19 protein-coding genes are annotated in these 20,356 nt (G+C 54.5%); 4 read left to right on the forward strand and 15 right to left on the reverse strand.

The genetic code is table 11. The features are described from left to right. Positions 1-58 precede the first annotated feature (58 nt). Positions 59-2,638 (reverse strand): leucine--tRNA ligase, encoded by a 2,580-nt coding sequence (gene leuS / locus G506_RS0111675; RefSeq protein WP_028117024.1) that lies wholly within the window; start codon positions 2,636-2,638, stop codon positions 59-61. 134 nt (positions 2,639-2,772) lie between these two features. Here leuS and G506_RS0111680 point away from each other — a divergent pair, with 134 nt between their 5' ends. After that, positions 2,773-3,279 (forward strand): zinc ribbon-containing protein, encoded by a 507-nt coding sequence (locus tag G506_RS0111680; RefSeq protein ID WP_028117025.1) that lies wholly within the window; start codon positions 2,773-2,775, stop codon positions 3,277-3,279. On the opposite strand, the gene G506_RS0111685 is transcribed toward G506_RS0111680, so the two are convergent. Further along, on the reverse strand, positions 3,276-3,524 hold the full coding sequence (locus tag G506_RS0111685) for a hypothetical protein (protein WP_028117026.1): 249 nt from the start codon (positions 3,522-3,524) through the stop codon (positions 3,276-3,278). The genes G506_RS0111680 and G506_RS0111685 overlap by 4 nt on opposite strands. Positions 3,525-3,699: 175 nt before the next feature. On the opposite strand from G506_RS0111685, the gene G506_RS0111690 reads away from it, so the two are divergent. Next, a complete protein-coding gene (locus G506_RS0111690; protein ID WP_028117027.1) occupies positions 3,700-4,173 on the forward strand; it encodes a hypothetical protein in 474 nt (157 codons plus the stop codon). A 583-nt stretch (positions 4,174-4,756) separates the two neighbouring features. On the opposite strand, the gene G506_RS0111700 is transcribed toward G506_RS0111690, so the two are convergent. The 13 genes from G506_RS0111700 to G506_RS0111760 form a co-directional block, all read right to left on the reverse strand. After that, the gene (locus G506_RS0111700; RefSeq protein ID WP_028117029.1) at positions 4,757-5,218 is read right to left on the reverse strand and encodes a DUF4920 domain-containing protein; all 462 of its coding nucleotides are present in this window, start codon (positions 5,216-5,218) and stop codon (positions 4,757-4,759) included. A 246-nt stretch (positions 5,219-5,464) separates the two neighbouring features. Continuing rightward, on the reverse strand, positions 5,465-6,442 hold the full coding sequence (locus tag G506_RS0111705; protein WP_028117030.1) for a permease: 978 nt from the start codon (positions 6,440-6,442) through the stop codon (positions 5,465-5,467). A 10-nt stretch (positions 6,443-6,452) separates the two neighbouring features. Then, positions 6,453-7,145, reverse strand: a complete 693-nt coding sequence (locus G506_RS0111710) for an aromatic aminobenezylarsenical efflux permease ArsG family transporter (RefSeq protein ID WP_028117031.1) — start codon at positions 7,143-7,145, stop codon at positions 6,453-6,455. Beyond that, on the reverse strand, positions 7,138-7,644 hold the full coding sequence (locus G506_RS0111715) for a nitrophenyl compound nitroreductase subunit ArsF family protein (RefSeq protein ID WP_028117032.1): 507 nt from the start codon (positions 7,642-7,644) through the stop codon (positions 7,138-7,140). Before G506_RS0111715 ends, G506_RS0111710 begins: the two co-directional genes overlap by 8 nt. Positions 7,645-7,654: 10 nt before the next feature. Beyond that, a complete protein-coding gene (locus tag G506_RS21170) occupies positions 7,655-8,215 on the reverse strand; it encodes a metalloregulator ArsR/SmtB family transcription factor (RefSeq protein ID WP_240473420.1) in 561 nt (186 codons plus the stop codon). A gap of 162 nt (positions 8,216-8,377) precedes the next feature. Then, positions 8,378-9,265, reverse strand: coding sequence for an ABC transporter permease subunit (locus tag G506_RS0111725; protein WP_035387291.1), 888 nt, complete (start codon positions 9,263-9,265; stop codon positions 8,378-8,380). 18 nt (positions 9,266-9,283) lie between these two features. After that, a complete protein-coding gene (locus tag G506_RS0111730; RefSeq protein WP_205619503.1) occupies positions 9,284-10,111 on the reverse strand; it encodes a transporter substrate-binding domain-containing protein in 828 nt (275 codons plus the stop codon). A gap of 16 nt (positions 10,112-10,127) precedes the next feature. Continuing rightward, a complete protein-coding gene (locus G506_RS0111735) occupies positions 10,128-10,925 on the reverse strand; it encodes an amino acid ABC transporter permease (protein WP_028117035.1) in 798 nt (265 codons plus the stop codon). Continuing rightward, on the reverse strand, positions 10,925-11,641 hold the full coding sequence (locus G506_RS0111740; RefSeq protein WP_035387292.1) for an amino acid ABC transporter ATP-binding protein: 717 nt from the start codon (positions 11,639-11,641) through the stop codon (positions 10,925-10,927). Before G506_RS0111740 ends, G506_RS0111735 begins: the two co-directional genes overlap by 1 nt. Before the next feature lie 113 nt (positions 11,642-11,754). Next, positions 11,755-13,908: a sensor domain-containing diguanylate cyclase gene (locus G506_RS0111745; protein WP_028117037.1), complete on the reverse strand. Its 2,154-nt coding sequence runs from the start codon at positions 13,906-13,908 to the stop codon at positions 11,755-11,757. Positions 13,909-14,071: 163 nt separating this feature from the next. Then, the gene (locus G506_RS0111750) at positions 14,072-16,201 is read right to left on the reverse strand and encodes a PAS domain-containing protein (RefSeq protein WP_156904885.1); all 2,130 of its coding nucleotides are present in this window, start codon (positions 16,199-16,201) and stop codon (positions 14,072-14,074) included. 81 nt (positions 16,202-16,282) lie between these two features. Then, positions 16,283-17,491, reverse strand: coding sequence for an ATP-dependent RNA helicase SrmB (gene srmB, locus G506_RS0111755; RefSeq protein ID WP_156904886.1), 1,209 nt, complete (start codon positions 17,489-17,491; stop codon positions 16,283-16,285). Next, complete coding sequence (locus G506_RS0111760) at positions 17,491-18,195, reverse strand: tRNA1(Val) (adenine(37)-N6)-methyltransferase (protein WP_028117040.1); 705 nt, start codon at positions 18,193-18,195, stop codon at positions 17,491-17,493. Before G506_RS0111760 ends, srmB begins: the two co-directional genes overlap by 1 nt. 401 nt (positions 18,196-18,596) lie before the next feature. Between G506_RS0111760 and brnQ the strand changes: the two genes are divergently transcribed. Beyond that, positions 18,597-19,919 carry a branched-chain amino acid transport system II carrier protein gene (gene brnQ, locus G506_RS0111765; protein WP_028117041.1) on the forward strand — a complete coding sequence of 441 codons (1,323 nt, stop codon included), beginning with the start codon at positions 18,597-18,599 and terminating at the stop codon, positions 19,917-19,919. 123 nt (positions 19,920-20,042) lie between these two features. Next, the gene (gene ftsB / locus G506_RS0111770; RefSeq protein ID WP_028117042.1) at positions 20,043-20,330 is read left to right on the forward strand and encodes a cell division protein FtsB; all 288 of its coding nucleotides are present in this window, start codon (positions 20,043-20,045) and stop codon (positions 20,328-20,330) included. The last annotated feature ends 26 nt before the right edge of the window (positions 20,331-20,356 follow it).

Below are 20,356 nucleotides of genomic sequence, written 5' to 3' on the forward strand. Positions count from 1 at the left end.
AATGAAGGGGCGACGAATCAACGGCGCCAATATTGGCGCCGTTGGCTCGTAACCTAGGTTAGTTGGCTACGATGTTCAGCAGTTTACCTGGCACGTAGATCACTTTGCGGATGGTTACCCCTTCCACAAATTTCACCACGTTCTCATCGGCCATTGCCAAGGCCTCTACCGCCTCTTTGTCGGCGTCAGCAGCGACAGTCAAACGAGCACGTAGCTTGCCGTTTACCTGAACGATGATCAGCTTCTCATCTTCCACCAGTGCCGCTTCGTCGACTGCAGGGTAGGCAACGTCGTCGATGCTGCCAGTGTTACCCAGCGCGTTGTACAGCACGTAGCTGGTGTGCGGGGTGATTGGGTACAGCATGATAACGACCGCATCCAGTGCTTCTTGCAGCAGCGCACGGTCGTTGTCGGTTTCCTGTGGCGCTTTCGCCAGCTTGTTCATCAGTTCCATCACCGCGGCGATGGCGGTGTTGAAGGTTTGGCGACGGCCGTAGTCGTCGTTCACCTTGGCGATGGTCTGGTGCAGGGCCCGACGCAGCGCTTTCTGATCGTTAGTCAGGTTGGCGGTATCCAGCGCTGGGGCGGTGCCTTTGGCAGTATGTTCGTAAGCCAGTTTCCACAGACGCTTGATAAAGCGATGGGCGCCCTCTACGCCGGATTCCAGCCACTCCAGAGTCAACTCTGGTGGCGCGGCGAACATGGTGAACAGACGCACGGTGTCAGCACCGTATTTCTCTACCATCTGCTGTGGGTCGATGCCGTTGTTCTTGGACTTGGACATCTTGGTCATGCCGGTGTGCACCAGTTCACGACCTTCCGCGTCGGTAGCCTTGATGATGTTGCCTTTGCCGTCACGCTCTAGAGTAACTTCGGTTGGCGATACCCAGATCCGCTGGCCGTTGCTGCCAACGTAGTAGAACGCATCGGCCAGTACCATGCCTTGACACAGCAGGCGCTTGGCTGGCTCGTCGCTGTCCACCAGACCGGCATCACGCAGCAGTTTGTGGAAGAAGCGGAAGTACAGCAGGTGCATGTTGGCGTGCTCGATGCCACCGATGTACTGGTCTACTGGCAGCCAGTGGTTGGCTTTGGCTGGATCAACCATGCCGCCGTCAAAACCTGGGCTGGTGTAGCGCGCGTAGTACCAAGAAGACTCCATAAAGGTGTCGAAGGTGTCGGTTTCACGCAGTGCTGGTACGCCGTTGATGTTGATCTGGGCCCACGCTTTGTCGGCCTTGATTGGGCTGGTTACGCCATCCATCACCACATCTTCTGGCAGTACTACTGGCAGCATGTCGGCTGGGATGATCACCTCTTCACCGGTTTCCAGAGTGGCCATTGGAATTGGCGCGCCCCAGTAACGCTGACGGGATACGCCCCAGTCGCGCAGACGGAAGTTGGTGGTCTTCTTACCTTTGCCTTCAGCTTCCAGTTTGGCAGCGATGGCATCGAAAGCACCGGCGAAGTCCAGACCGTCGAACTCGCCAGAGTTAAACAGGGTGCCTTTTTCGGTGTAGGCCGCTTCAGAGATATCCAGTTCGCCTTCGGTTGGCTGGATCACCGGGGTGATCTCCAGGCCGTACTTGGTGGCAAACTCGAAATCGCGCTGATCGTGAGCCGGAACCGCCATTACCGCGCCGGTGCCGTAGCCCATCAACACGAAGTTAGCGACGAAGATCGGCACGCGCTTGCCGCTCAGCGGATGGATGGCGTACAGACCGGTGGCCATCCCTTTTTTCTCCATGGTTGCCAGCTCGGCTTCGGCTACCTTGGTGTTTTTGCATTCGTTGATGAACGCGGTCAGCTCGCTGTTGCCTGCGGCGGCTTTGGTGGCCAATGGGTGGCCAGCGGCGATACCGACGTAGGTTACGCCCATCACGGTGTCTGGACGGGTGGTGTAGATGTCGAAGGTCTCGTCGGAGCCATCAACACCGAAGGTCATCTCAACCCCTTCAGAGCGGCCAATCCAGTTGCGCTGCATGGTTTTCACCATATCCGGCCAACCTTCCAGCTGATCCATGTCCGCCAACAGTTGGTCGGCGTAATCGGTGATGCGGATGAACCACTGTGGGATCTCTTTTTGCACCACTGGGCTGTCACAGCGCCAGCAGCAACCGTCCACTACCTGTTCGTTGGCCAGTACGGTTTGGTCGTTTTCACACCAGTTTACTGAGGCGGTCTTTTTGTAAACCAAGCCTTGCTGGTACAGCTGGGTGAAGAACCATTGTTCCCAGCGGTAGTAATCTGGCTTACAGGTCGCCAGTTCGCGGCTCCAATCGAAACCGAAGCCCAGCATGTTGAGCTGGTCTTTCATGTAGTCGATGTTGTCGTAAGTCCACGGCGCTGGTGCGGTTTTGTTTTTAATGGCGGCGTTTTCCGCTGGCAGACCGAACGCGTCCCAACCCATTGGCTGCATCACGTTTTTACCCAGCAGACGCTGGTAACGGCTGATCACATCACCGATGGTGTAGTTACGCACGTGCCCCATATGCAGGTGACCTGATGGGTATGGGAACATCGATAGGCAGTAAAACTTCTCTTTGCCTTCAATCTCTTTGGCTTCAAAGGTGCGGTTGTCACGCCAGTGCTGTTGCACCTGCGGCTCGATCTGGGCGGGATTGTATTGCTCTTGCATCGACACGGTTTCGGTCCACTTGAATTTTTGATTTCGGGCAGGGAATGGCCCATAAAGATCTGCATAGAATACAGTAGGAGTCGGAAAAGCAACAACCAAATATGGCGGTTGCGACAGCCCAAGGGGAACCCAAGATGGACACTGACGACAGCTTGATCCGTAAGTACGAGTATTTACTGGCAGAGATGGAAAAGCGTTATCGCGCCGAACCGGATCTGACCTTAGGCGAACTGGATAGTGTGCTGCAGCAAAGTCGCACCTATTTGGCGCTCAATAAAGAGTTGAGCCCCGACAAACTGGCGTTAGTGGAGCGCTTTTTACGACGAGATTTAGCCGATTACGCCCGCCGCCATGCCCAAGAGCAGTTTGAGATGGACGGCGACAGCATCTTTACCATCGGCCTAGAAAATACGGTGTGGCGCTGGCTTGGGGCGATCACCGATCGCAGTCAGTTGGAGTGGCATGAGTTTGGTGATGAGTTGAAACACCGTGGCAGCTACGAGGCTGGCGAGATCGTCGGTTTAGGCGAGCTTATCTGCGAAAACTGCCAACACAGTATGAGCTTCTTCCACCCGACTAAACTCCCTGCTTGCCCTGAATGCGATGGCACGCTGTTTTCGCGGCGGCCATTGGAGCCCTAGGATTTTAGCCGTTTGATGGCCGCTTTAATGGTTTTACCTAGCGGCTGATGTTCAACGTAGCTCTTTTTCAGATTGAACCCGTGTTGCTCGGCTAATTCAAAGCAGGCAGCACGGCCTTCCTCAACGCTATCAAACTGTTGCCGCTTACTAACGAACTTGACGTGTGCCATGTAGTTGTAGATCTGCACCAGTTGTTCGGTGCTGTCGGCGGTTTCGATGGTTGAACGAAATGACGGTTTTGCCATAGTGCTTTTGGAATCTCTTGCTGCAAATCGGACGCATAGTGCAACAGAGTTCGCATGGCAATTACAAGCGCCAATGAGTTATTTGCCTATTGTTGCAGCAATCGCTGCCGTTATCTGGCAGCACCGCGACCCGGCAATTGCTATCCTCTGCGCAACCAATTTAGCGAGCTCTCAGATGAACCTCTCTGCTGCTTTAGATCACATCGCCGATGCTTATTGGGGCGAGCTGTATGGCATTGCTTTCTTTAACCATTATCTAAATCACTACCCACAATCGACGCTGCGTCCGTTATGGCAGCAATTGCTGGCGGTGGAACAGTTAACCGCAGCGCGACTGCAGCCGCTGTTGCCGGTAGCAACCGGTGAGGCCGAGCGGGTTTTGCAGCAACAGCAAAAAGGCATTCGTGACGCCGAGCGGTGGCTGCGGCAACCATGGCCGCAGCTGCTGCAGACCTTGCTGACGTGGGTTGAACCCTATGAACAACGTTATCGGCAGCAACTGGCGTTGGCGGTGGATAGTCCTGAGCAGCGCCAAGCACTGCAACTGATTGCCGACCATGAAACTGCGATCTACCAGTGCCTGCAACGTTATCAAGCCGGCGAATGCGGCCTGGCGGTGCTGCAGGCGTTTCTCGATAAATATCGCTGATGGCTTTTACCATTCTGCATAATCATCTGGCCTATCCAGCGTTCCCGCCGGAGGCTAATGGCTATGGAATGGTGAGGACACATTGGCTATCGCTGTCATTCGCTACTGCCACCGACGCTCGCGCACTTACTGACAACTGTGAACTAATCACTGCTAACTCTCTTTTCTTTGCCTCCGGCGGCCAAGGGCTACGCCCTTTGGAATCCCCTGCGCCTTCAAGGTTGACGAAAGCCCCTCGTTCTCACCGCACTTCGCGGCAGCATCGGCCCGAGGCGGCATCCATGCCTTCGCGGGCCTCTCGGGCATCCTGCCCTCGGCTGCCGCTACGTTTGCGGTTTCACTCGGCGTCAACAAGTCGGCTTAGAGCCGTCATAGCAACCGTCATCAGAAGCATTAAGGGAAGTGATTATCTGGCAACGGTTGCGCCAACGGGCGAAGGGATTTCGCCGTGTAGGAGGCATTTGGGGGTGAAAAGGGTGGAAACCCTTTCCCGCCGGAGGCGAATACCAATCAGACAAATTATCTGGCGTCAGCTCCTACGCAGCAGAAGATCACAGCATTAATCTAATCGGTATTACTCGGCTTATTCGTCGATGCTGACGCCGCTGGGGACGATTTGATACAGGCTGATGGCGCTGGTGATGCTGGCAGGATCAAAGGCCTCGCCTTGCTCTTCGGCAATGTGGGCGTAGTAGTTGCGGGTTTGCGCTAAATCCATCGGGATCCCCTGCAAGGTGCCGGTCACTTGAGCGCTTTGGCCAATACTGCTGACCGGAAACACCATCACCCCATCTTTGACCTTAACCCGCAACTTGCCACTGTTATCAGCGGCGACAATCTGCATCCAGCAACCGGCTTTTTTGCATACCGCCGTCACTTCGCCGTCAATGGTCAGTTCTTTGCCGACATAAGCTTGCGGATCGGCTAACACGGTGCTGACCTCTACCAGTAATTGTGGCTTCACCGGTTCACCAAATTGCAGGGCAGCGTGGGCATTAACAGCGGCGAGCGCGGCACACAGCAGTGCGGTTGTGCGTACAGACATAGTCGACTCCTTGCGAATAACGTTCCATTTGAGTCTACGCATAAGCGTGCGAGTGCGTCCAATTGTCACTTTGTTGCGATTTGCCAACGCTGTAAAAAAAGCGCCGCTGAGTTAGGCTTCAACGGCGCTTTGGCTTTGCTTTTAAGCTTTGGTTGTTACTCTTGCTAACTGCTAACTGCTAACTGCTAACTGCTAACTGCTAACTGCTAACTGCTAACTGCTAACTGCTAACTATTCGCGTCAGCGTCATAGCAGATTTAAGAGCCAGCCCATCAAGGTGAAACTGGTCAGCAAGATAACGAACAATAGTGCCAGTAAACGCCACTGCATCACCTGCTTGAGCATCACAAACTCTGGGAAACTGGCGGCGACGGTACTCATGCAGAACGCCATGGTGGTGCCCAGCGGTACTCCTTGGGTGAGCAGGCTTTCCATGATTGGGATCACCCCAGTGGCGTTGGCATACAGCGGAATGCCCATCAACACTGCCATGGGTACCGACCACCACTGGCCGTCGCCCAAGTTGGCTTCCAACCAGCCAGCAGGGACAAAGCCATGCAAGCCAGCGCCGACGCCGACGCCGATGATCACCCACTTCCAGACTCGGCTGAAGATGACCACGGTTTCCTCTTTGGCAAACTGGTGGCGAGCGCGAGCGTCCATCTTTTCGGCTGAATGTGCCAGCGGTTGCTGGTTGTTCTGCCCCATTTCATAGGCTTTGGCGGCCAGCGGTTGCAACCAACGATGGGCTTTAAGGGCATCCAACAAGGCACCACCCAGCACGCCGATGCCGATGCCGATCAGTACATACCATAGGGTTAATTCCCAACCCAGCAGGCTCAGTAACAGCAATACCGCCACTTCGTTGATCAGCGGTGAGGTCAACAGAAATGACATGGTGATGCCAATCGGAATGCCGGCGCTGGTGAAGCCCAAAAACACCGGAATGCTAGAACAAGAGCAAAACGGCGTGATGGCACCAAAGCTGGAGCCCATCAGGTAGCCGACCCAGCGGTTCTTGCCCGCCAAGTAGACTCGCACTCGTTCGATGTTAAGCGAGGCTCTTAGCCAGCCGATGCCATAGATCATGACTACCAGCAGGGCAAAAATCTTGGTGGTGTCTTCGACAAAAAAGTGCAGCGCATGACCAAGCTTGGTGGCGGGGTCTAACCCCAGCAGTTGATACACCAGATAGTCAGCCAGATCAGTAAAGATCCCAAGCATCTGTGCCTCCTCAGCGCAGTTGTGGCAACAGATAAGCGACGCAGTAGTAGCCGCCAGCGACGATAAAGATCAGTGCCGACAATCGTCGCAACCATTGCTCAAATTTGCTAATGCCGGAGAAGATCTGCGCCATCTGCCAACTGCCGAAGGTCAGCAGTAGGGCGATGATGATCACTGGCAGGGCGGTGCCAAAGCCGTACACCGCCGGCAGCAGCAATGCCGATTGTTGTGCCATCGCCAGCGGTAATAAAGAAGCAAAAAACAGCGCCGCAGAGGTGGGGCAGAACGACAACGCAAACAGTGCCCCAAGGCCAAAGGAACCGACAGCGCCGCCGCTGGCTAACCGTTGTTGACGTTCGCTACTGAGGCTCCAATTGGGGGCTGGAATGCGGATGATCCCAGCTAAAATCAGGCCGACCAATAACAGCACCGGTCCCAGCAGCATATTCATCTGACTTTGCAAAAACGCCGACAACTGCGGCGCGGCAAGGGCGCTGGACAACAGTAGGCTTGCCAACAGCATGTAGGCGACCATACGGCCGGCGCTATAGGCCGCTGCCAGCGTAATTGATTGTTTAGGCTGACTAACCTGTTTGCCTAAATAGGATACCGCCGCAACGTTGGTCGCCAACGGGCAGGGGGAGATCGATGTCAGCACCCCAAACGATAGCGCGCTGGCCAGCAGCGCTAGCCATTCAGCCATGGGACGCTCCGGTGCGCTGTGGGAAGGTGGCGGTTGGGCTTAACCTGGCCATCTCGCGGTAGATGTAGTTGGTAAAGTCTTGCTGTTCAAATACTAACTGCCAGACCTGATCGAGTCGGTTCCAGCGGATCGGCTGACCGTTTTCATGGATCTCGACCACCACCGAGCGGGTGATCAGCTCAAAATCATTAATGTAATGCTGATTTTGCGGCTCTTCGACATTGACGATATGCATCACCACCTGGCCACTGCCAAGATCGCGACCGAAGCCTTGCTGCACCGCTTGGGTGGTGAATTTTTCAATCTGAGTACAGGTAGTACAGCGGACGTTACCGTGGAAGTAGTAGACGTGGATCTGCTGATTGTCAGCCAGATTCAATGCTGGGGCGTGGTAGTTAATGCGTTCGCTTTGGGCGAAGGCATCGCTGCCGTACAGAGTGGCGCCACCGATGGCGAGCATTGGCAACAGCGCGGCAAACAGAATATGACGGGCTTTCATCGCTAGTGTCCTATCGCAGCATCGCTTCGATTTCATCGTCGCTAGGCACTCGACCACTGCTGACTAACTTACCGTCGATGGCGATCCCTGGGGTCGATAGCACGTTGTATTCCAGTAGTTTGGCCATGTCGCTGACCTTTTCTACTTCGATCGGGTTGGCCATCGTTGCCGCGATGCGGGCAATGTTAGTGGCCAGTTCAGTGCAACGTTTACAACCTGGACCTAATACTTCAACTTTCATCGGATATTCCTTATTTGCCACCAATACGGCAGCCTTAGCGTTACTGCTGATGACTGTTTCGACACAGTTCATCAATTTCAACAAGCAAGGGGTCTCAAGGCGGTAGAAGATCTGTTTGCCTTGGCGACGACAACTGACGATCCCAGCATTTTTCAGCACCGACAGGTGTTTCGATACCGTCGAAATATCGGCATCAACGCCGCAAACTAATTCGCAAACGCAGCGCTCCTGTTGCTCAAGTTGTTCGACTAACCACAACCGAGTGGGGTGGGCGAGCGCTTTCAGGACCTGAGTTCGTGCTTGATACTGGGCTAGGTCAAAGGTGGTCATCGGTTCTCCTTAATTGGTTAATTGGCAAAATGACCAAATGTTGAAAACAAGGCAATCGAAAGCTTATTTGAATATTCAGATGTTTTAAGTTGATCGCTAAATGGTGAGCAATAACGTGAAGAATTTTTCGCGTAGGAAAGGAGTAAGTTGTCAGTCGGCTTATCAACGCTGCAGATGGCGTTGACTGCGCTGTTCCAGCCGACGAAACCACAGTGACAAGCTCAAACACAGCAGCAGGTAGCACAAACCGACAAGCAACCAGATTTCAAACACTAGCCCGGAGGAGATGGCCAGTTCGCTGCCGGCGAAGGTCATCTCTTGAATCGAGATGATCGAGACGATAGAGGAGTCTTTGACCAGTGCAATCGCTTGACCCGCGAGCGCTGGCAAAGTGGCGGTTAACACTTGCGGGGCGATGACACGAAGATAGGTTTGATGGCGTGACAGTCCAAGGCTCGTGGCGGCCTCCCATTGGCCTTTAGGGATCCCGTTTAGGCCACTACGAACGATCTCGGCGATATAGACAGCGCTGATAAAACCGATGCACAGCACCCCAGAAAAGAGGTTTTCTCGCAAACTGCTGGGGCCAAACAGCCACGGTAGCCACGGTGCTTCGTCACCTCGTTGATCGAAATCGATGCCGAGCAGTGGCAGCAGTTGGCTGGAGATAAAAAAGTAAAAGATAAAGATAAACACCAGCGGCGGGACGTTGCGCACCAATTGGATCAGCGTCGCCAGTGGCAGTTGCAGCCAGCGTGGGCCGCCGTGGCGTAAGCCGCCCAAGGTCACCCCAAGCACCAGTGCCAATAGCAATCCCCATAGACTGAGTCTTAGGGTTGCCAATAGGCCTTGGAAAAAGTAGGGCAGATCCCCCCCAGCGCTATTAGTAAACAGCAGTTGCCAGGCCGCTTGCCACTGCCATTGGTAGTGCACGCCAATGCTAGCGCGATAGCTAAACCAGGCGATGGCCGCGGCGATGGCAACCAGCAGTGCCCAATCGAGGCGCTGCAGTTGCCACAGTTTGCGGCTTGGCGGTGGGGTGATCTGCATTGGCGTTAATCGTGGCGGTTAGCGAACGCTGGATTGGGCGATCTGATCGCGCCAAGCGTCACCGACAAACCAGTATTGGTAGCGCTCCGCCAGCCAGCCATCGGCCCGACGTTCGGCGATCCAATTATCAAAAAAGTGCTTTTTGTCGAGCTCATCCAGTCGCACTGCAAAGCCTTCATCCTGCCGGACTAACAACTCTTCACTTGGCAGATAGAGTTTGTCGGCATGTTTTAGCGCCGCTTTTTTGTTGTAGTTCGCGGTCGAGATAAAGCCATGGGCATTGCCATTTAGCACCTCTTGCAGCGCTTGTGCATCGTCATCAAACTGCAAAATGCGCGCCTTGGGAAACTGTGCTTTAGCCACTTGGACGGTGGTGGCGCCGCGACGGGCGCTAAGTTTAATTCGACGTGAATTGAACTGTTCAAGGGTTTTGTCGCCAGCCAGGGTTTTGGAGGCCAGCAGCAGGTTGCCAGAATGGGAATAAGGTGCACTAAAAAGCACCGATTTGCTCCGTTCTGGAGTGATGGTCATGCCGCCGATGATGACGTCGAATTTGCCCGCCAATAGCGCCGGAATGATGCCATCCCAAGCGGTTGGCACAAACTCTACCTGCCAACCGGAATCGGTCGCTAACCGTCTGGCAACATCAACTTCAAAACCGATTAGCTGTCCCTGCTTATCGCGCATCGCCCAAGGCACAAAAGTAGATAAACCGACTTTAAGGCTGCCGCGCTGGTTGATCTGATCCAGGTTGGGGGTTGGCTCGGCGGCCTGCAGCGGCGTCATTACCCCGCTTATGGCAACGTAAGCCAGCAGTAACAGGCGAATCAAGTGACGATGAAACATCAGCATCTCCTTTAGGTTAATGGCCCCGCCATGGGGCGCCAATACGTCGTTCAAGCAGCGCCGCCAGTGCCGCTAACGACAACGTCAGTAGCAGATAGATGGCGGCGGCGGTAAACCAGATCTCAAATGGCATGGCGGTATCCGCCACAATATTGCGCGCTTCGGTGGTCAAATCAAAGATCGCCATCACACTGACGATTGAAGAGTTTTTTATTAGCGATACCGCTTCGTTGGTCAGCGGCGGCAAGATCCGTTGCAGTAGCTGCGGCAAGATTACGTAGCGGTAACTGTGCCAGCGCGACAGGCCTAAACTGGTGGCGGCCTCCCATTGGCCGCTGGCAATGCTGTTAAGCCCGGCGCGGATCACTTCGGCGCTGTAAGCGCCTTGAAACAGTGACAATGCCAATACCGCGGTGCTGAAACGGTCTAGGCCGATGATTGGACCAAAGACGAAGTACAGTAGGTAGATCTGCACCAGCAGTGGGGTGTTGCGGATAAGTTCGACATAAAGATTGGCGAGCCCGCGACCGATAATTGAATCGGAACGTTTTAGCAGTGCCGTGGCGGTGCCTAGTAGCAGCGTGCCGACGAGGCTCAAACCCGCCAATTGCAGGGTGACCTCAAGCCCTAAGAGCAACTCGGCTGCCCACCATTGACCCTCTTCAAAATAGGCCAGATAGTCTGTCACCCGCTGCCATTGCCATTGATACCCCATGGCGCTGGCGCCGTTGTCGATGGTCCATACCAACAGGCCGACAAGCACCGCCATCTGTGCCAGCGCCGAAAGGGTTGAGGTAACCGCGGCTTTGTTCATCAGTGGCTTAGGATCTGTTGCAGGAACTGTTGGGTGCGTGGGTGCTGCGGGGCGTTAAACAGTGCCTCTGGGGTGTTTTGCTCCAAGATTTGGCCATCATCCATAAATATCACTCGGTCGGCGACCCTGCGGGCAAAGCCCATCTCATGGGTAACGCAGACCATGGTGATGCCCTCTTTGGCGAGATTGACCATCACCTCGAGCACCTCATTGATGGTTTCTGGATCGAGCGCGGATGTGGGTTCATCAAACAGCAGGATCTGCGGCTGCATACACAGTGAACGGGCGATCGCGACCCGCTGCTGTTGCCCGCCAGACAACTGCGCCGGGTACTTATCGGCTTGCTCTAAGATGTTGACCTTGTCGAGAAACTGCAGTGCCCGTTGACGGGCGTCGGCTTTGGATAGCTTGAGGGTATGGCGCGGTGACAACATCAAGTTTTCCAGCACCGTTAGATGTGGAAACAGATTGAAGTGTTGAAACACCATGCCGATCTCACCGGCGCGCTGCACCAGCGCCGGGTTGATCTCGATCCGTCCGGCGGAGATTGACTCAAGCTGATTGATGGTACGGATCAGCGTCGATTTGCCCGAGCCCGACGGGCCGCAAATCACTACGATTTCACCTTGCTCGATGCTCAGGTCGATCTTTTTCAAGGCGTGAAAGTCACCATAAAACTTATCAACGCCGCTAAAGCGGATGGCGGTATTACCCAAAAGTGGCCTCAATTATCGTCGCGGACTGACTGACAGCAACAGCATGCCTTGTCCCATCGGTGGCGTCACTAACTGGATCTGATCAAGATCAGGATCGCAGCCAAGTTGCTGGATTAGCCAGCGATTGCTGCTGTTGCCGGCTGTAGAAACTGAGTCAGCCGCTGGCCGTTGCGGCCAGCACGCTTGGCCTGATAGAGCTGCTGATCGGCGGTTTCAAAGGCGGCGTTGAACAGCCGGGTGTCGTTGGCAAATTGCGGACAATGAACTGCGCCAATCGACAGGGTTAAACGGCCTTGATAGGGCGAGGCGGGATTGCGTGGCGCTAAGCTCGCCACCAACTGCTGCAACTGCTGTAACTTGGCGGCAAAGTCGGCTTGGTCGATATCGGTGGCTAAGATCAGCAGTTCATCGCCGCCATAGCGGAACAGGTAATCGTATTGGCGATTAAAGCAAAAGCGCATCGCCTCGGCGACCGCCACCAAGGCTTGATCACCGGCGTAATGGCCAAGGCTGTCGTTAAGCCCCTTAAAGTGATCGATGTCGACGAGCGCAATCGCCAGCGGTTGCTCGCTGCTCGCGCAGTGATTTACCAGTTTGGGCACCAGGGTTTTTAGGTGGTGGCGATTATAGGTTTGGGTCAACTGATCGGTGATCGACACCCGCTCGAGCTCTTGATAACTGCGCTGCAGATCTTGCCGCTGGCGTAGGTTTTTTAGAGCGATGGCGATCAGATTGGCTAACTGTTCAAACAGCTGGCGGTGGTGTTGCTGATATTGATTGGTCGCCATCGCCTGCACCGACAACATCCCCAGTACCTCATTGCCGAGGATCACCGGCGTCAACAGCACCGATTGTGGTAGTGCACCATCGTCATACAACGGGTTACTTTTGCTGTTACCGCGCTGACCACTATACGCCATCAACGTCTCGTCGGTGACTTCGCTTAAGTGAATGGTTTGCCGAGTGGCAATTACGTGGGTGCCGAAGTTATTAACCTTAGCGCAATCGATGACGAAGGGGCTCAGCAGGCCTTGCTCACCGATGTAGTAACGATAATCGAGCTGATTGCTATTGTTGTCATACAGGGCGATGCCAAATTCGCTGGCGTTAAAGATGGTTTGGATATCGGCAAACACCTTTGGCATTTGTTGTTCAAGTTTATCGGCGGTGGCGATCAACTGGCCGATCTCGGTGATCACGTCGAGATTGTCGTTTACCTGCTGCGCTATCCGCTGACTTTGCTGGCGCTCTAAACGCTGCACTTGGTTGAGCAACAATTCGCTTTCGCGATGTAAGCTGGCCAGCCGTTCTTGCTCTAGGGTGGCGATAAACTGCTGCTGCGCTTCCAGTCGCTGTTGGTCGGCGCCTAAGCGGCGAAGTCGTTCGATATCAAGCCGTTGTAAGTGATGATCGAGCTCAGTACAGCCCAGCGCGGCAACTTGGCTGCTAAGCTGCGGCCAATCTTGCAGCGCTTCATCTAGGCGGTTGTGCTGCAGCAAAAACTCGGTGTAATGCAGCCGGTTAGCCAGACTGTCGAAATTGCCGGCCATCTCTTGCAGATGATGGGTTGCGGCGGCGTAATGGTGTTCGGCGTCGGCCTGACGCCCTTGGCAATGCTGGCTAAGTACCATGCCGTAGTAGCTGTGGACTAAGCCAATTGTCCGCGCCACTTGATGTTCGCAGGCGATGGCCAGCGCCTGTTCCATTAACGCCAGTGCGGGGGCGGGCTGTTCAAGCCGTGCCAGCGAAATACCGGTGTTGATTAACGCGATGATTCGGCTTTGATGGGACTGGGCATCGGCGCTGGCGCGACAGGCCATGCGGCCATAGTGCACCGCCTCTTGATGGCGTTTAAGCTGCACAAACAGATCGCTTAAGTTGGTGTACAACATGGCCAATGGCAGCGCATCCAAATCGGCCACACGATCAAGCACCTGTTTGTAATGGTGATAGGCGAGAAAGCTCTCCCCCAGTTCGCCGTAGATTGAACCAAGGTAGATATGGCTAAGATCGGCCAAGCGCAGTTCATGGGATTGGTGCAGTTCAGCACAGTGCTGGAATTGCTCGATGGCTTGTTCTAAGCGGCCATGGCGGTCGTGTTCGATGCCCGTTAAAAAGGCGTCAGCGGCCACGGACAGCTGGCTGTTATCCCGAGCCATCATCGCCTTAAGGCGTTGTTTGATCTCCGCCAGCCCCGTCAACGCAGGGTACTCGGCGATGCGGATTAAGAGGCCGGTTAATTCCCGCTGTGTTTGTGTATCCGCCACTACCAGATCCTTGGTGTTTTAGTTGAATCGATAAATCGGTGCCGCAGATTGGCGCAATCATTAGCCAGATACCATTGCCGCTTAATGGTTGCGTGATGCAGATCGCCAAAATCCGTTGATAAAATCACCAGTGATTGCCGTGGCTAATCAATGATACCCATGGCTAGCGGGGGATCCGGGTGTATGCCAGGCAGTAGCGTTGTCCGGTCATCCGCGCGCGTTCAATGGCCGCATGGGCATCGGCCAACAACTGTGGCCAATTGGCGTCGCTGTCGCACTGTGACAAACCGATGGTGATCTGCTCGCCAAGGCCAGCATCGTCCATTGATTTCAGCAGGTTGGCAGCCAGCGTAGCGGCTTTGGTGTGGTGCCAGTCCGGCAGTAACAATTGGATCTCTGTTGGCTGACTGTATTGACCCAGAATGGTTTCTGGTGGCAATTCATGGGCCAATTGCTGCAGCAATAGGTGCTGGCGGAATAGCAACTGATCGGCATCAGCAAAACTGCCCAGGGTGCTACTGTGGCTAATGTTCAACAGCATCAATACGTATGGCTTCGGCTGTTGTGCCAGCTGCTGCGCCAAGTTAGCGCGTTTTAGCGGGCTGGCCAGATCGTCATCGTTGACCAGACTCAGATCGCGGATCGGGGTCAATGTCAGCACCCGCTGCAGCTCTTCGGTATGGCTGGATTCGGTTAACTGAATGCTGGCGAGACAGCGCTGGATAGCGGCATCGCCACGGCGCACCCACACTTGGCTTTGCCACAGGCCACGGCTATTGAGCTGATTTTCCAATTGCTGCTGCATCTCGCTACTGCACAGCGGCAATAACTCCAGCCAATCGCGGCCGATCAGTTGCTCCATCGGGGTTTTACAGACAATTGCCAGCGCCCGATTGCTGCTTTGGATCCGCTGTTGGTTGTCCAGCAGCGCCAAGCCACTGGCGCTCTCGCACAGCAGTTCGATCTGTTGCAGTTTCAAGGTTTGTTGGCGCTGCTGCGGGCTCTCTTGCAGTTGCAGCAACATCAGTGATTGCAACTGGTCCAGTGGCAGTAGTGACAGCTTAACCTGTAAGCGGCCACCGGTATGGCCATTGAGTTGCAAGGTACCGCTCCAATTGCCACTGCCTCGGGCCAGTTGCCAGACCATATCGATGCTAATTGGCTTGCTGTTAAATAGTCGGTTAAAGCGGCGATCCTTTAACTGCATTAGCGGAATATCCAGCTCTTGGCAAAGTGCTTCGGTGGCACCTAAACAGTGGCCTTCGGCGCTAAATAGCATTGAGCCACTGCCGGATTGATACAGTGCCTCTGCTAGATTTTGGCCGCGATTACTGCGCTGCAGTTGCAATTGCTGTTGCCGTTTTTGATGCAGATAAAGAATCATAAACAGCAGCATTAACCCGATGCAGGCGCGCATCTGCCAACGAAAACGCAGAGCCATTGGCATCTGACTGTCGTCAACATAGGAAAATAGGTAGAACCCTTGCGGAATGTTGGGGCGCACCTTGATAAATACCATGGTGCGGTTGCTGCTGTGCCATTGGCCAAAGTCTTGTTCGACCATGGTTCGCCAAAGTCCGGGGAAGCGTTGCTCTAACTGGTGGTTATTGTCATCGCTTTGGTCACGAAGATCGATTAACTGACCCGCCTGGTTGGCCATAAATAGCGGCGTGGCATTGTCACCTAGGTGGCGCCACATTGGGCTGATATCGATGTACGCCAATAGATAATGGCGGCCGCCAGCGACATGGCTGATGGGGGTTAATGTCCACAGATGACTGCTGTCTTGGGTTTGATCCAGTTGCAGCGGTGATAAGTAGTGTTCACGGCTGCTCAGTTGCGCCAGTACTCGCTGTAGATCCGCCGGTGGCACCGGTAAAGGCTGATCGCCAACGTTGGCTAATATCTCGCCATTGGCGTTGATCAGCGCCAAGTGGCGGTAGCCAATTAAGTTGCTTTGCAATCGTGCCAATGCCGCCTGCGCTTGCGAAATACTGCCGCCGTCGACCGCCGCGGTCGGTAGCGGCAGTTGCTCAAGCAAGCGACTGTTCAGTCGCAATGCCTCCAAACCGTCATTGAGTCGATCGCTGTAGTTTTGCAGTTCGGCGAAACGGCTGTTGGCGATCCGTTCTCGAACACTCTGCTGATTGAGCTGCAGCATCGCCTCACTAAAGCTGATCACCAGTACCACCACCAGCACCATTTTGGCGATAAACAGTAACCGGCTGTCTGCCAAACGCTGTTTGTTATCTTCTTGGTTTAACAGTTGTTTAATGGTGTTTGAGTTGGCCACGGACGGATCATTGCTGAGGTTTTGCGCCACCATAGCACGAGGGGTCGTTGCTTAGAACGACCCCTCGGTGTTTGTGTGCGCTTATTTACGCTTTTTGGCGGCGGCTTTTTTCAGCTTACTTTTCTTTGGCTTGGTGAACTTTGGCACCCGCGACAGTGGCTTTAGGCCTTCCATTACTCGGTAGCGAATTGGCTCGCCAACGTAGCGCTGGATCTTCTCCAAAGATGGGTGATCGTGCGCTTCCACAATTGATACTGCGCTGCCTTTAGCGCCGGCGCGGGCGGTGCGGCCGATGCGGTGCAGGTAGGTGTCGCCCTTACGCGGCAGATCGTAGTTGATCACGTGGGTTACTTCTGGGATATCCAGACCACGGGCAGCCACATCGGTTGCCACCAAGTGCTTTACCTTGCCCTCTTTAAACAGTTCGATGGCGCGGTCACGTTGGCCCTGCGCCATATTGCCTTGCAGTACCGCGATGCGCACTTTGCGAGCAAACAGCTTGCCGTTGAGTACCACCGCCCGATCTTTGGTGCGGACGAAGATGATGCTGCGTTCGCAGCTAGGATCGTTCAAGATCCGCATCAGCAACTTGTCTTTATGGGCTAAGTCGTCGGCACGGTAGTAGCTTTGGTTGATCTTTTTACGTTCGCTGCGTGGCGGTTTGGCGTCGCAGCGCACCGGCTCTTGCAAAATACGGTCAACGAACTGATCGATGCCAGCCCCTTCCAAAGTGGCGGAGAACAGCATGGTCTGTTTGCGCCAGCGGGTTTCATTGGCGATCTGTTCAACTACCGGCATAAAGCCCATGTCCAGCATGCGATCCGCTTCATCGATGATCAGCAGCTCCACTTGGCGCGGATCAAAGCGTTCGCTCTGCAGGTAGTATTCCAAACGGCCAGGGGTGGCCACCAAAATATCCAGATTGGCGGTCAGCAGATCCGCATCCAGTTGGTAGTCGCGACCACCAACAATGGCGCCGATGGTCAGATCGGTGCCGCGAACCAGTTTTTCGCCGTACTGGCGAACTTGCTCGGCCAGTTCGCGGGTCGGGGTCAGGATCAGCACGCGGGCATGACCCGGACCGCGACGAGGGAAATCCAACAAATGTTGGATTGCCGGTAGCAAAAAGGCCGCAGTTTTACCGGTGCCAGTTGGGGCGCTGGCCAGAATGTCGCGTTGTTCAAGCGCCGCTTCTAGCACCGCGTTTTGGATGGTGGTCGGCTTGCTGTAACCGGCTTTTTCAAGGGCGGTCAGCAGTCGAGGATCAAGGTCGAGATCGATAAAGCTCATCAGCGGTGGGATCCAAGCTGTAAATAAAAGTCGTCGGTTAGCGCGATAAAGGCGTCGCTATACCGGCCATCGGCGCGGTGCACCGTTAGCTGTTCAGAGTGTAGTGGTTGCGGCTGTTTGCCAAAGGTCAACAGCTGGCGCTGCACCGGCTTGCGCTCGGTGGTTTTCACCAAGCATTGGCGCTGCAGGTGCAATTGTTTACTTGGCAGCAATTGTATCAGTTGCTGGGCTTCGTTGTCCGGCAAGATCACGCTGGCAAAGCCGGTTGCGGTCAACAGCCGCTGACAACACTCAAGCAGCTGGCTTAGGGTTAAGCCGTCTTGGTGGCGGGCAAGTGCGCGGCCCTGGCTTTTCTGGGTGCGCTCGCCGCTGCCAAAGTAGGGTGGATTACAGACGATGGCAGCAACCTGTTGGCGGTGCTGATTAGCATCGATGTGCTGCACATCAATGCGCTGCGGCCATGGGCTGGCAGCGACATTCGCCTTGGCTTGCACGCAGGCCTCGGCATCCAGTTCGATGGCGGTGATCGGACAACCACAGCGTTGCGCCGCCATCAACGCCAGCAGTCCGCTGCCAGTGCCAATATCCAATACCGTGCCCGAATCTGGCAACGCCGCCCAAGCCCCGAGCAGCACGCCATCGGTGCTAACGGCCATGCCGCAACCGTGATCATCAACGTGAAACTGTTTAAAGGTGAAAGCCATACAACCTGTTTGGGAAGTGCTGGGGCGCAGATAGTGCACGCCATTGCGAAAAAGGTCGGCAACTTTAGCAGATTTGTTAGTCCGGTTCTGTGGATAACTTGATCGCAATTTGTTAACGGCAGGATCTATATTGCTGCAAACTGGGTGTGAGTGTTGCTTTTATTTTCTTATGTTGGTATCAAACGAATCAGCCTTGTCGTTGGCGTTTTTCCCGTTTTTTACTGAAATTTGTGATTCAAACCAGTGTTGATCGGAAAGGCGAGCCAAATTCGCGACTTAAATGCGCAAAGATGACACCGATAATCAAAAACAAAGTGTACATCTAAGTTTACAAAGCTAGCAAAGGCGTACAAGAACCCTTCAAATTGCATCAGCAACGTAGCCACAAATAGAGGTGTATTGTGAGCAAACGATTAACGACCGCCGATACCTTGAGTCTCGGATTTATGGTGTTCGCCTTCTTCTTAGGCGCCGGTAACATCATCTTCCCACCAATGGCTGGCATGCTGGCCGGCGAAAATATGCCATTGGCGATGTCAGGCTTCCTGATGACCGCCGTTGGTCTGCCGCTGATTGGTCTGATCGCGGTGGCGAAAATGGGCGGCGGTGTGCTAACCATGACCAAACAGTTGCCAGCATGGGTTGGGATTGCCATCGCACTGGGGATCTACATTGTTATCGGCCCAGCATTCGCGGCGCCGCGCACTGGTTTGGTGGCTTATGAGATCGGCATGGTGCCGTTCCTGTCTGAAGCCGGCGACCTGTCGCAGTGGCTGTACACCGCCGGTTTCTTCATCGTGGCACTGCTGTTGGCATTGTCTCCAGGTAAATTGATGGATGTGGTTGGCAAGGTACTGACGCCTGCACTGATCGTGTTGCTGGCGATCTTGGCGGTATCCGCAGTGATCGATCCGCAAGACCCAATTGCCGCAGCATCGGATCCATGGATCGACAGCCCGCTGACTACCGGTTTCTTGGAAGGCTACATGACCATGGATGCGCTGGCGTCGCTGATGTTCGGTATGTTGGTGGTTGATATGCTGCGCCGTAAAGGCATCACCGATAACGCCGATGTTGCTCGTTACTTGTCGATCGCCGCCGTGATTGCTGCGGTTGGTTTGGCAGCGGTATACATCTCGCTGTTCTACTTGGGCGCAACCAGTTCGGTACTGGGTGCCGGCGCTGCCAACGGCGGGGTGATCTTGGCCGCCTACGTAGGTCAAGTATTTGGTGAGTTCGGCAAGGTGATCTTGGCGGCGGTAGTAACCTTGGCCTGTTTGACCACCGCGGTTGGTTTGCTGTCAGCCTGTTCGGAGTACTTCAACGAACTGGCACCAAAGGTAAGCTACAAGGCGTGGGTTGTGATCAACGCGGTAGTTTGTGCTCTGGTGGCCAACGTTGGTTTGTCGCAATTGATCGCCATCTCCATCCCTGTGCTGTTTATCGTGTACCCAATCGCAATGGCACTGATAGTGTTTGCCTTTGCTAAACCATTTATCAGCCAGACTCGCCCAGTGTTAGCGGCGCTGCTGATCTCGGCGGTATTCGTTGGCACCTTGAGCGCCATCAAGGTTGCTGGCATTGAAGCGCTGGCTGGCGTGGTGGAGTTGTTCTCGTTCCTGCCGCTGTTTGACCAGCACATGGCATGGGCACCGCTGACGGTAGTAATCATCATCGCTGGGGTGTTTTACAAGCGTAACCAACCACAGTTGGTTGCTGAATAAGTCCGCGATTAGCTACTAATTGCTCGGAATAAGCCAAAGCCCGTTCATCTGAACGGGCTTTTTGCTTTTCTTTCGTAACATCTTAAGCCAAGATCCATCAATTACTGTTTATTGGCCTAGCTCATGCGGATCTTACTGACATTGCTACTGATCTTGTTTGCTTCTTTGCAATACCGATTGTGGTTCGGCAGCAATAACCTGCCCGAAAACTGGCAGTTGCAGCAGAAGATTGATGCCCAGCAGGTCAGTAATAATCAGCTTGAGCAACGCAACCAATTGTTGTTAGAAGAGATTGCCGATCTGCGTGGCGGCATCGAAGCGGTGGAAGAGCGTGCCCGTAATGAACTGGGCATGATCAAACCGAACGAGCAATTCTTTCGGGTGATCCCCAGCCCCACCGCTGCGCCATAACCGTCATCTCGTTACTGGAGTTTTAC

The organism is Ferrimonas senticii DSM 18821, assembly GCF_000422665.1.
In the GTDB taxonomy this organism is placed as follows: domain Bacteria; phylum Pseudomonadota; class Gammaproteobacteria; order Enterobacterales; family Shewanellaceae; genus Ferrimonas; species Ferrimonas senticii.

What these genes read in the sequence shown, in the direction of transcription:
- G506_RS0111705 (WP_028117030.1), bottom strand. Translation starts at nt 6,442, where the DNA reads ATGCTTGGGATCTTTACTGATCTGGCTGACTATCTGGTGTATCAACTG.
- G506_RS0111760 (WP_028117040.1), bottom strand. Translation starts at nt 18,195, where the DNA reads ATGGCTTTCACCTTTAAACAGTTTCACGTTGATGATCACGGTTGCGGC.
- G506_RS0111725 (WP_035387291.1), bottom strand. Translation starts at nt 9,265, where the DNA reads ATGCAGATCACCCCACCGCCAAGCCGCAAACTGTGGCAACTGCAGCGC.
- G506_RS0111735 (WP_028117035.1), bottom strand. Translation starts at nt 10,925, where the DNA reads ATGAACAAAGCCGCGGTTACCTCAACCCTTTCGGCGCTGGCACAGATG.
- ftsB (WP_028117042.1), top strand. Translation starts at nt 20,043, where the DNA reads ATGCGGATCTTACTGACATTGCTACTGATCTTGTTTGCTTCTTTGCAA.
- G506_RS0111680 (WP_028117025.1), top strand. Translation starts at nt 2,773, where the DNA reads ATGGACACTGACGACAGCTTGATCCGTAAGTACGAGTATTTACTGGCA.
- G506_RS0111700 (WP_028117029.1), bottom strand. Translation starts at nt 5,218, where the DNA reads ATGTCTGTACGCACAACCGCACTGCTGTGTGCCGCGCTCGCCGCTGTT.
- G506_RS21170 (WP_240473420.1), bottom strand. Translation starts at nt 8,215, where the DNA reads ATGACCACCTTTGACCTAGCCCAGTATCAAGCACGAACTCAGGTCCTG.
- srmB (WP_156904886.1), bottom strand. Translation starts at nt 17,491, where the DNA reads ATGAGCTTTATCGATCTCGACCTTGATCCTCGACTGCTGACCGCCCTT.
- G506_RS0111690 (WP_028117027.1), top strand. Translation starts at nt 3,700, where the DNA reads ATGAACCTCTCTGCTGCTTTAGATCACATCGCCGATGCTTATTGGGGC.
- G506_RS0111710 (WP_028117031.1), bottom strand. Translation starts at nt 7,145, where the DNA reads ATGGCTGAATGGCTAGCGCTGCTGGCCAGCGCGCTATCGTTTGGGGTG.
- G506_RS0111685 (WP_028117026.1), bottom strand. Translation starts at nt 3,524, where the DNA reads ATGGCAAAACCGTCATTTCGTTCAACCATCGAAACCGCCGACAGCACC.
- G506_RS0111730 (WP_205619503.1), bottom strand. Translation starts at nt 10,111, where the DNA reads ATGTTTCATCGTCACTTGATTCGCCTGTTACTGCTGGCTTACGTTGCC.
- G506_RS0111715 (WP_028117032.1), bottom strand. Translation starts at nt 7,644, where the DNA reads ATGAAAGCCCGTCATATTCTGTTTGCCGCGCTGTTGCCAATGCTCGCC.
- leuS (WP_028117024.1), bottom strand. Translation starts at nt 2,638, where the DNA reads ATGCAAGAGCAATACAATCCCGCCCAGATCGAGCCGCAGGTGCAACAG.